This is a genomic window from Bradyrhizobium sp. CCBAU 45394, assembly GCF_028128655.1.
Classification (GTDB): domain Bacteria; phylum Pseudomonadota; class Alphaproteobacteria; order Rhizobiales; family Xanthobacteraceae; genus Bradyrhizobium; species Bradyrhizobium diazoefficiens.
The window spans coordinates 70,497-79,716 of sequence record NZ_LBIX01000165.1; the positions used below are offsets into that span (position 1 = coordinate 70,497).

Consider the following 9,220-nt stretch of genomic DNA (forward strand, 5'->3'; position numbering starts at 1 on the left):
CACGCCCGTCAAACGCCGCTGATCGTCCTGATTGCAATGTTAACATCCTTCGCCGATCGGCTGGGGGAACAAGCATGGTTAAGGCATTTCGCAACACCGTCATGGCACTCACTTTTGTCGTACTCGCCGGCAGCAACATAATTTGGAATTTACTGGATGACTACGTTGCCTGCGGCCTTGCGGTAGCCGCTTCAGTCACCGCCGGCTTTTGCGTCGAGCGCGCCTTCATCAATCGGTCCCACCGCGAAATGATCCGCCGCCACGGCGCGGACTGGCAGGCTGGTAGCGAGCGCATAGGGTCTGGTGGACCAACAACGACGGCGAAGGCAGAGAAATGACAGTCGATCGGAATATTACCGCGAGCGGCACGAAGCGGGAGGCGCCCAAGCTGGAGGTGTTCGATTGCCGGGCCCCGTCGCAACCGCTGCGAGGCCATGCGTCGGCGATCGAGGCATGGCGCGCTTAGTACGCCATGCAGTCAACCGTCAATTCCGTCGCGCTCTACGACGCAGCAGCAGCGCTGTTCGGCTCGGATTTCGACTGGGCAGAACCATGAGGTCGAGTGAATATATCTGATCTCGACGTGCTTGCAGTTGCGCAACCGCTCAAAGTCACGCCTCGCGCGTCCTTCTGCTATCCAGAGTATATTGAGGGAGAAATGGACCTGCTGCTCGTGACGCTCGGACAGTCGCTCACGGCCGAAAACGGTGAGCAGTCCGTCAATCAGGCCGCGAGATTCCTCGCCGTGCTCAACGCTATCCATCCATTCCGGGAGGGCAATGGCCGTACCCAATCGGTTTTCATGTCAATGGTTGGTGAACATGCCGGCTTCCCAAGTTGCGCGATGATCAGAGACGCTGCGGGGCCGACATTGCGTTGGTCATCTCGAACGCTCTTCCAAAGGACAACGAACTTTCGATTTTGTGGACGGTATTTGGGTCGCCATGCAGTCACTTGTCGCAGTCAACAGTGCTCGTACCATGCAGCAGGGTCAACTCAGCAAGGCTGAGGAGGTTTATCAATATCTGACCGGAAAAAGATTCCGGCAGCGTCTCGAGGCTATCGTTGAGCGCTTCAACGACATGCGTGAGGATCTGGAAAAAGAGCGCAAATTCATGACGCGCGTATGGGCGAAGCGCGAAAGCCAATTGACGAGTGTCATTGAGTCCACGATCGGAATGTATGGGGACTTGCAAGGCATCGCGGGCAAGGCCATGCCTGAAATAGAAAGCCTTGACACGCCACTCCTTGACGGTCCTGCACCTGGCGCTGCGGCACAGTAATCCCAGGGAATCGCCGTCCAAAGCCTTTTGGGCCTGGAGGTGCGCAAATGCGAATCAGGATAAAATACCCAGTATCGTCACCGGCAACCCCTCTGCAGCCGGCCTAACGGCCGGGCTCCCTCCGCGGGGACTCGGCGTTACGCGAGTCCGAGCCGGCGGGCTGTAACCCGCCCAAGCAGAAAGGGAGGCGGTCATGGCAAACCATGGCGGCCGGCCGAAGTCCGTTTACGTCAACGCCTACTTGCGCTGGCGTTTTGGCAAGTTGGAGCACGTCTGCTCCCACTTCCGGTCCCTTCCGGGACAACTTGACTTCGGTTTTTAACAATTTGGGCACGGCTCAGATTGGTTTGATGATGCCGGAGATACGTCGCCGGTGAGAGTGCTGCGTAGCGAGACCTGGCCGATCGGTCGGGTCTCGTTTCGTGGGGTCTAAGCGTACCTTTCGGTATCGGCTCCTTGCCGACATCGCAACGAGAGCACCGTAGGTCGAACGACAAGACTGACTTTGTAATGGCGTAGCAATCGGATTTGCGAGCAATGACATATCCTCTCCATCTTCTCGGTTGGAAAGCATTTCAGGACCTTTGCATTGCCCTTGCCGAAGAATGCCTCCGTCGTCCTGTTCAGAATTTTCTGCCTGGCAATGACTCAGGGCGCGACGGCGCCCTTATCGGCCGATGGGACGGAGACGATCCGGCTGCAGGTGCGTCTACCATCCAATTCACGTCGAAGCCGTCAAATCTGACGTTGAGCGTTCTCAGTGATGAACTGGGAGAAGGCAAGAAAGCTCGCTAAGCGGCGGTTGGCAGCCGACTACATCATCCTCACAAATCATGCCGTCTCAGGCGCAAGCGAAATCAGGATCAAGGAAGCCTTCGAACAGCAAGGCGTGGGCCGCTGTCGCGTGTTCGGCTATGATTGGATTGTAAGATCAGGTCAAATCTTCTCCGCGACTAAGGATGATGGCTCACTATCGCACGCCAGAGCATTGGAAAGCGACATCGAAGCGGCATTCGCGTTCGTTGCAGATGCGCAGAAGCCTGCCTTCTTTGACTAGTGGACGCCGTATGCCGATCAGTTGATCACGGCCACTGCACTCTGTTGGACTAAGGTTAAACCAGCCAGACTCCAATGGCGCCCTGCTGACGCAGTCAAATTGATCGCGAGTTCAGGATTTCCGCAACCGTTGCCGAACCTTGGTCCAAAATGATAACCCAACGACGCAGACCACGATAAACACGCCACATGCCCTGTAAAGCGTCGCCTCGGAGGCTTCCGGTACAATTGTCGGGAGGAGATATATCGCAAGTCCGAAGCCGCCTGTAAGCAAGGTCGTGAACGCCTGCACACGGCCAATCATGCGAGAGTCAACAACAGTCAAAAGGTGGCCGTTGGCCGCCGCACGCGACACGTTCCAGAGCATGCCGGCCATACAATAGAGAACGATGGCGACAGCTCGATCTCGCGTGAGGGAGAACAAGAACAGCGATGCGCCAGCGGTAGCCTGGATTGCAGGTGTGAGACCTTGCAGGCGTTTCGCTATGGACGGGAAGCTCACCACCGCCAATGCGACCATTCCAGTGATCGCGGCAGCCATTTCGAGGAAGCCAAACAGGCCGCTGTCACCGCCGAGCGATCGGATCACAAAACCTGGAAGGAGAAGGTTGGTAATCTGGATCACGGCAAATGCCAGTCCCACCGTCACCGCCGCTGAGAGGGCTTGAGGGCTGCTGAGAAAATAGCTGAGAGCCTGCCGTGAAGCAGGAAGCAAGCTAAGCCGTTGAGACGATCGGATGTGGCGGGCCTGGGCTGTGATCAGCTTCAGCACAGGAAGACATGCTAGGGCTGCCGCCGCAAACGTCAATGCGGACGTGAGACTGCCGAGTCTGTCAATGGCAAGCCCCGCAACACCCGTCCCAACCGCTATTCCCAGCTGATTAAAAAGGGAAAGTCGAAGAGCGAACCCCATGCGCTGGGCTTCGGGGACGATTGCCTGCAAAATGCCGCTCAGTGATCCCGACAGGAGTGCGAAGCCGAAGGCTCCCAATACGCTTGAGGTGATTAGAAGCACTGGTGATAGAGATTCTGCCACAAATCCCATGGGTGCGAGAAGGGCCAGTCCAAACGCTCGGATCGTTTGCCCCACCGCCGCGACCTGTGCCCGATCATGTCGATCGGTCAGGTGGCCAGCAACCGGCGCGAGCAGCAAGCCGGCGACGCTGGATGAAAGTAACACCAGTCCAACCAGTCCAGAACCACCAACGTGGAAAGCTATCCAGCCAGGCAGAACAATACCGACACCAACGATGAAGAAAGAAGCCGACGAAAGCGCTATGAACAGTGGTCTTTCCAAATCCTTCACGCTGAATCTGCTTCATGAGAGATCGTAGTTGGCATCGTCGTCTCCTTGTGATCTGGCAAATCTGCTGCTTCAAGCGACAGTTTTGCATCTGACATTTGCAATGTCCTCGGGTCTGCCGGGAATCGGCGCGCATCTTGGTCGAAATCTGCAGGAAACCTGCGTGGACCCGAGCAAAAAATCCGCTAAGAGCCGGAAGAAAGAGGGAACATGCCGTGGTGCGCTTTCACAGTCATAAGAATTTGCTGGGCGAGTGCCGCATTCCGCCGAGCACTGTTGATCAAAACTCCGGCAAACTCGCAATCCGAACTAGGCAGAAGCATCTGGAGTCCACCTCTCATGACGATCGAAGATGTTACCTTTAGGGTCGCTCGCCGCGAGGACGCGGAGGCGGTTTTCAACGTCACCAAGGCGTCGATCGACGGCCTTGCCCGCGCATCCTACTCTCGCAATCAAATCGAGAATTGGATGGGCGAGCGTACACCGGCATTTTACGAAGAGCTCATCGCCAAGGGGCGAATGACCGTGTGTCTGCGCGGCCGCGTCGTGGTCGGATTTGTCGATGCAGAGGCCGGCGAAGTAACACGCCTATTTATCTTGCCGGACGCCGCTGGCGCCGGACTGGGTCGGCGGCTCCTCGAGATCGGGATTGCCCAAGCACGGTTAGGCCATGACGGTCCAGTGAGGCTCGAAGCGACGATCAATGCCGAAGGCTTCTACCAAAAGCATGGTTTTAGAAGCATTGGTAGGGGCTACTTCTCTCACGGTCTCGGCGGCGAGCCTATCGAGATAGTGCATATGGAATTGTGAACTTCGATACTCTTGGTACGGTTAGATATTGAGCGAGTCGCATTCACGCCCTCACAAGTATTTTTTCTCTCCTCTACGGCGGCCTCCTACGACCGCTGAATACTTGTTGAACTAACCCGTTTCCTGCCTTTTCTATCCATCCCCGTCGCCGATCGCTTGTTGCGATTGGTTGTCGACGGGTGACGATCGTGGCGGGCACTTCACTTCATTCGGAAGCCTTCTCGCGTGGCGCGCGGGTGCTGCGCACCGCGCTCGGCCCCGCGATAGCGACCGTCCTCGAAGACCCCGCGATTGTCGAGGTGATGCTCAACCCCGACGGTCGGCCCTGAATCGAGCGGCCTGGAGGACAGCGGACGAACCATGTCCGCCGCCGATGGCGAACGGATCGTGCGCCCGCTCGCGCATCAGGCGCAGCCCGACCGAGACCTGGCCGGCGATGATCGCCGCTGTCACCGATCTGAACGCCACCTGACCGGCGCGCATCGCACCTGGCTTGACCCCGACGGCTTCCACTAGACGACGCTAGGCAAGGCACGGATCGAGACGCCAAAACGGGCAACGGGCGACCTGCTTGGTCACGCCGTTCGATTTGGCGTAGCTGGTGACGTCATGGCGGCCGGCGAGGGCATCGAGACGATGCTGTCGCTCCGCAGCGTCCTGCCGACCATGCCGATGGTCGCAGCCCTCTCGGCTGAATGAAGGTTGCGACTCCGGAGCCAAAGGACGAAGCCGGCTGCTCTCGCTGCCATCGTAGGAGGCTATACCGACTGCCGGCCAGGAAGCCGGATCACGCTAGAACCGCGCGCGACATATCGCCCCCACGCATCCATCAACTGCCGTCGCTTCTTCAACGCATTGCCACGCCGATACGCTTGCTCGGTTTCGTCGCCGACCTTGTGGGCCAATGCCATTTCCGCAATTTCGCGTTCAAAACGCGTTTCGTCACCCGCCCAATCGCGGAAGCTAGATCGGCACCCGTGCGCTGTCATCGCCGGATAGACGGCTTTGAGGGCGTGGAGCACGGCATTCATACCGAGCGGCTTCGTATGGTCCTTTGACCATTGCCCGGCGAACACGTAGGCGTCGCGTGCCGCGTCCTTCGGGATGGCAGCTTTCAAGATCGCGACAGCGCGGTCGCAGAGCGGCACCTCGAAATCTTTGCCTGCTGGATGGTCTTCGGTTTTCATCCGTTCCGCTGGGATGGTCCAAAGCCGCTCTGCGAAGTCCACCTCGCGCGCGCGCATCAGTCGGGCTTCGCCGGTCCGTACCGCGGTTAGAATGATGTACTCAGCGGCGAGGTTGACCGCCGTATCCGCCGCTTCGTGGTTGGCTTGCAGCGCCTGCACGATGCCGGGGACGTCTTTGTAAGGCGCAGCCTTGTGATGGCGTTTCGACCGCTTCGACTTCGGCAACAGCGGCTTCAAGGTTTTCCACATGGCGGGGTCCCGGACCGACCCCCCTGGCCTCCGCAGCGTCAAGGACGCGCTCAATCCGGCTTCGCGTTTCGCGCGCCGTGCGGTTGATCGTCATCCATATGGGCGACAAGATCCCCAACACATCGTTCACCGTGATGTTGGCGAGTTCGATGCCCCGGATCGGCTTGCACCGGACCTTTAGATCTCGTGTCCAATCGGCCAGCGTGTTCTTGCCTTTGAAGCCCGCCTTGATCGATACAAGGAAGGCATCCGCGAACTCTCCGAACGTCGTAGCCGCGACTATTTCGGCACGCCGCTCCGCCGCCGGGTCCTTGCCTTCGGCCAGTCTCTTGCGTGTGTCTGCGGCCTTGAGGCGGGCGTCAGCCAGCGAGATGCCGTCCCTGCCTTTGCCCTTGGCGGCGCCAAGCCCGATCTCGCGGCGCTTGCCGGTGCCGCGCGCACGGTACAAGAAAATCCATTGGCGTCGTGCGTGCGCACCCGTCTCAATCGCGAGGTAAAGTCCACCCCCGTCACTGTGGCGCCCGGGCTCAATGATAGTCTCTGCTTCCCGAGCGGAGAGCTTGTGCAACTGTCTTTTGGCCATATCCGCCCCACTGCCCGCCCCACCATTGAACACGGATTGCACCGGTTAGCGGCGAACGTCCGTGAACGGCGGCGAACTTCAAGTGACGCGATTATAGCAGATCTTACAATTAGTTAGAAGCCTGCAGCGAACGATTGAGGACAAACGCGGAATCCCACCACGGACGCAGCGAAGGCCAGTCTCGCCGAAGTGAAGGCGCTCACCGAATATGAGGACGGCAAGGCCTCGCGTCTCCTGACGATCGCGGCGTTTTTGAGCGCCGCGGTCGCCGCCGTCTTCACCAGGTTCGCGACCGACTATCCCTGGCCCGGATTCGGCGCGGTCGACACCGACCGTCTTTCGGTATTGACCATAGCGACCTATGCCGCGTTCTTTGCCTACGTGCTGCTGGTGACCGTTTCCGTGTTGATTATCCTCAGCGCGGTCAAGCCGCGGTTCAACATACCCAAGACCTGGACAGCCGGATCGAAGGTCGATCGGCCGCCGTCCATGCTTTTCTACAAAGGCATCCTGGACGTCACCGCTCCGACGTGGGGCGAGGCGTTCATCGGTCTCGGTACCAACAAGGGCGAAGAGCTGAGGGCATACTACGCAAAGTGTTACATCGCGGAATCCTATCTCGTCGCCGAAAAAGTGGCGGACAAGCTTCGTCTGCTAAGTCCGGGCGTCGCCACGCTACAGGCCGCAATGTGGGTGCTTGTGGTTTTCTTCACCCTGTCTGGTGCCAACGTGATCCTGGTGAAAACTTCGAATGCCGCCGCGACCGCCCGCACGTCAGCTCCCGTCGCCTCACCCGCCGCACCCGTGGTGAACCCGCCGGCCAGCAAATCGAAAGGATGAGCGTTGAAGGCCCATCTCTTCACGGACGCCGACAATACGCTCTGGGACACGGATACCGTGTTCGCAGCCGCTCAATTGGAGATGCTGCGCGAAGTCGAAAAACTCACCGGTCGCCGTGCGCCGGACGACGAAGACCGGGGCTTGGCTTTCCTGCGCACCATCGATCAAAGAATTGCGACGGAGCACCCGGATCACCTGGAGGTATCCGCCCGCATTGCTTGCGCAGGGACTGGCACTGGTGCTTGAGGGAGAGAGGGTCGACGATGCGGTCGCACGAGTCGCCGCACCAAACCTCGCACCCACGAACGCGTTCGAATCCGCTCAGTCGCGATTTTTCGACGCCATACGTCAGCTTCCGCCTCTGCGGCAAGGCGTTCGCGAAGGTCTCCTTTCCCTGACGCGGGTGCGGATTCCCGTCACTATCGTGACCGAGGAACGAGCCGAGCGATGCCGAAAGTTCGTGACCGAACATCGGCTTGACGGTTTGATCGACGACATCGTTTCGGTACGGAAGACGCAAGAGGCTTACGCTAATCTCAAGCAGAAGGCCCGTGCGGGACGATGCTTCATGGTGGGCGACCAGATCGATCGTGACATCGTGGCGGCGGTCGCCGCAGGCTTCTCGACGTTCTATTTTCCCGGCGGGTTTGCTCCGTACTGGACTTCAGAACTCGATTCGAGCGAAACGACCCGGATCGACCGCTTCGATGCGATAGTACCAGAAATCTAGGCCGCGGCTCTTTAGGGTTAGCTTACCAGCTAGGCGGCCGCAACGATGCGTGTCCGTTGCCACGTTTCCGCCCTCTGGCTCGTGACCCCGCTCGATGGCGGACAGAGCGGGATGAGGGCTAAGGCGCGACCTTGAACACCGTCGTGGTCGCTGGAGCCAGGCCGGTCCGCCCCGGCCCGGAGGCCTAGTCCCCACGCTACGCGAAAGAAGCAATCGACCGGCGAGCCGAAGCCAGGACGGCTCTGGATCAGGAATACCAGCCACCGAAACTGAAATGCGCTCCACGACGATGCTCAATGATTGCAGAGAAAGGTCGGTCGGCTCCGGGAATTCGATCCCGACGCGCGCGAGACAGTGGGCCTTCAAGTCGTCGGTCAGCGGTGTGTGAGGGCCCGCCAGATTCGCAATCTTCCGAGCAATTCTATGAGCACCGCGGCTCGACGTGATAGTTGAATGATCTTGACGGCCGCTCTCGGCTGACCGGGCATTCGACTCACGACGGCGAAACATTCAGCCTCGATGTCGACGCCATCGAACCACGAGCGGCCGGCTACAGTAGTTCCTTCTCGAGATCTTTCAGGAGACAGTCGGCATCGAACACGTTCGTCTTGTCAGTCGCCTTTCCGTCGCCGCGGCACTCAGCCGGCAAAGGGTCTTCGGCCGAGATGAGATAGACCGTCCCTCCGGATAACCTCCTCGACAGGAGCGCCGAGATGCTCCGCAATGTGATGCTCTCTCGTGAACTCCTCCTGCTCGGCCTCGTAGATGCAGCTCAAACACGCCCTTTGGGCCAACACTTCGTCGAGTTCGCGCAGCCCATAGTTCTCCTCATCCCACCGCTTGTATTCAGGAGCTTGGGGCGCGAGCTCCTCATCGTCGAACCATAGCAAAGTCAGGGTTTGGTCCCATTGCCCCAGATGCCGGGACTCTTCGAAGTGCACCCGTCACGCTCCCAGTCCGAGCAGGGTGCGCGTCTGATCCAGGGCGCGATCGAAATAGGCTAGCTTTGCGACAATGACGCGATACGAGCACGGCCCATCACCGCTCGGTGACGATGACAGTGGAGCCGTAGCCGCTGCCTTACCTCATTTGATCGGCGATCAACTATCGTTCACATGCGATGCAACATTCCCGCCTTTTTCGCCAACAGAAGCATCTTTTCGACGAGATGGCGGTGGT

13 protein-coding genes and 2 pseudogenes are annotated in these 9,220 nt (G+C 59.1%); 10 read left to right on the plus strand and 5 right to left on the minus strand.

Features of this window, described 5'->3' with window-relative positions:
* Window positions 1-74 precede the first annotated feature (74 nt).
* Window positions 75-338 carry a hypothetical protein gene (locus tag WN73_RS22540; protein WP_271554857.1) on the plus strand — a complete coding sequence of 88 codons (264 nt, stop codon included), beginning with the start codon at window positions 75-77 and terminating at the stop codon, window positions 336-338.
* A gap of 140 nt (window positions 339-478) precedes the next feature.
* Here the strand turns inward: WN73_RS22540 and WN73_RS22545 are convergent, their stop codons facing one another.
* On the minus strand, window positions 479-793 hold the full coding sequence (locus tag WN73_RS22545) for a hypothetical protein (RefSeq protein WP_271554858.1): 315 nt from the start codon (window positions 791-793) through the stop codon (window positions 479-481).
* On the opposite strand from WN73_RS22545, the gene WN73_RS44735 reads away from it, so the two are divergent.
* The 3 genes from WN73_RS44735 to WN73_RS22555 all read left to right on the plus strand — a co-directional run bounded on the left by WN73_RS44735 (window position 674) and on the right by WN73_RS22555 (window position 2,340).
* Window positions 674-1,009: a Fic family protein gene (locus WN73_RS44735; protein WP_442870126.1), complete on the plus strand. Its 336-nt coding sequence runs from the start codon at window positions 674-676 to the stop codon at window positions 1,007-1,009. The two genes, WN73_RS22545 and WN73_RS44735, sit on opposite strands and share 120 nt — an antisense overlap.
* Window positions 945-1,283, plus strand: a complete 339-nt coding sequence (locus WN73_RS22550; RefSeq protein ID WP_333937982.1) for a DUF2130 domain-containing protein — start codon at window positions 945-947, stop codon at window positions 1,281-1,283. The genes WN73_RS44735 and WN73_RS22550 overlap by 65 nt, the downstream gene beginning before the upstream one ends.
* Before the next feature lie 763 nt (window positions 1,284-2,046).
* Window positions 2,047-2,340, plus strand: coding sequence for a hypothetical protein (locus tag WN73_RS22555; RefSeq protein ID WP_271554859.1), 294 nt, complete (start codon window positions 2,047-2,049; stop codon window positions 2,338-2,340).
* A gap of 111 nt (window positions 2,341-2,451) precedes the next feature.
* On the opposite strand, the gene WN73_RS22560 is transcribed toward WN73_RS22555, so the two are convergent.
* The gene (locus WN73_RS22560; protein ID WP_271554861.1) at window positions 2,452-3,645 is read right to left on the minus strand and encodes an MFS transporter; all 1,194 of its coding nucleotides are present in this window, start codon (window positions 3,643-3,645) and stop codon (window positions 2,452-2,454) included.
* 336 nt (window positions 3,646-3,981) lie between these two features.
* Here WN73_RS22560 and WN73_RS22565 point away from each other — a divergent pair, with 336 nt between their 5' ends.
* From WN73_RS22565 to WN73_RS22575, 3 genes and pseudogenes are all read left to right on the plus strand, one after another.
* A complete protein-coding gene (locus tag WN73_RS22565; RefSeq protein ID WP_271554862.1) occupies window positions 3,982-4,452 on the plus strand; it encodes a GNAT family N-acetyltransferase in 471 nt (156 codons plus the stop codon).
* Between the two features lie 188 nt (window positions 4,453-4,640).
* Window positions 4,641-4,857 (plus strand): annotated as a pseudogene (locus WN73_RS22570) (P-type conjugative transfer ATPase TrbB); the annotation flags it as partial.
* Window positions 4,858-4,864: 7 nt separating this feature from the next.
* A pseudogene (locus WN73_RS22575) lies at window positions 4,865-5,145 on the plus strand (DUF7146 domain-containing protein); the annotation flags it as partial.
* Window positions 5,146-5,210: 65 nt separating this feature from the next.
* Here WN73_RS22575 and WN73_RS22580 read toward each other — a convergent pair.
* Window positions 5,211-5,798, minus strand: a complete 588-nt coding sequence (locus WN73_RS22580; RefSeq protein ID WP_271554863.1) for a tyrosine-type recombinase/integrase — start codon at window positions 5,796-5,798, stop codon at window positions 5,211-5,213.
* Window positions 5,740-6,471: an Arm DNA-binding domain-containing protein gene (locus WN73_RS22585; RefSeq protein WP_271554864.1), complete on the minus strand. Its 732-nt coding sequence runs from the start codon at window positions 6,469-6,471 to the stop codon at window positions 5,740-5,742. The genes WN73_RS22580 and WN73_RS22585 overlap by 59 nt, the downstream gene beginning before the upstream one ends.
* Window positions 6,472-6,660: 189 nt before the next feature.
* Here WN73_RS22585 and WN73_RS22590 point away from each other — a divergent pair, with 189 nt between their 5' ends.
* The 3 genes from WN73_RS22590 to WN73_RS22600 are packed head-to-tail and all read left to right on the plus strand — an operon-like array spanning window position 6,661 to window position 8,041.
* The gene (locus tag WN73_RS22590) at window positions 6,661-7,311 is read left to right on the plus strand and encodes a hypothetical protein (RefSeq protein ID WP_271554866.1); all 651 of its coding nucleotides are present in this window, start codon (window positions 6,661-6,663) and stop codon (window positions 7,309-7,311) included.
* Between the two features lie 3 nt (window positions 7,312-7,314).
* A complete protein-coding gene (locus tag WN73_RS22595; protein ID WP_271554868.1) occupies window positions 7,315-7,557 on the plus strand; it encodes a hypothetical protein in 243 nt (80 codons plus the stop codon).
* Window positions 7,550-8,041, plus strand: coding sequence for an HAD hydrolase-like protein (locus WN73_RS22600; protein ID WP_271554869.1), 492 nt, complete (start codon window positions 7,550-7,552; stop codon window positions 8,039-8,041). The genes WN73_RS22595 and WN73_RS22600 overlap by 8 nt, the downstream gene beginning before the upstream one ends.
* Before the next feature lie 638 nt (window positions 8,042-8,679).
* On the opposite strand, the gene WN73_RS22605 is transcribed toward WN73_RS22600, so the two are convergent.
* Entirely contained in the window at window positions 8,680-8,982 is a 303-nt protein-coding gene (locus WN73_RS22605; protein WP_271554871.1) for a hypothetical protein, read from the minus strand.
* Between the last annotated feature and the right edge of the window lie 238 nt (window positions 8,983-9,220).

Bases quoted from the DNA above. Each gene is read 5' to 3' on its own strand.
- WN73_RS22550 (WP_333937982.1), top strand. From the start codon at position 945: ATGCAGTCACTTGTCGCAGTCAACAGTGCTCGTACCATGCAGCAGGGT.
- WN73_RS22585 (WP_271554864.1), bottom strand. From the start codon at position 6,471: ATGGCCAAAAGACAGTTGCACAAGCTCTCCGCTCGGGAAGCAGAGACT.
- WN73_RS22540 (WP_271554857.1), top strand. From the start codon at position 75: ATGGTTAAGGCATTTCGCAACACCGTCATGGCACTCACTTTTGTCGTA.
- WN73_RS22555 (WP_271554859.1), top strand. From the start codon at position 2,047: ATGAACTGGGAGAAGGCAAGAAAGCTCGCTAAGCGGCGGTTGGCAGCC.
- WN73_RS22565 (WP_271554862.1), top strand. From the start codon at position 3,982: ATGACGATCGAAGATGTTACCTTTAGGGTCGCTCGCCGCGAGGACGCG.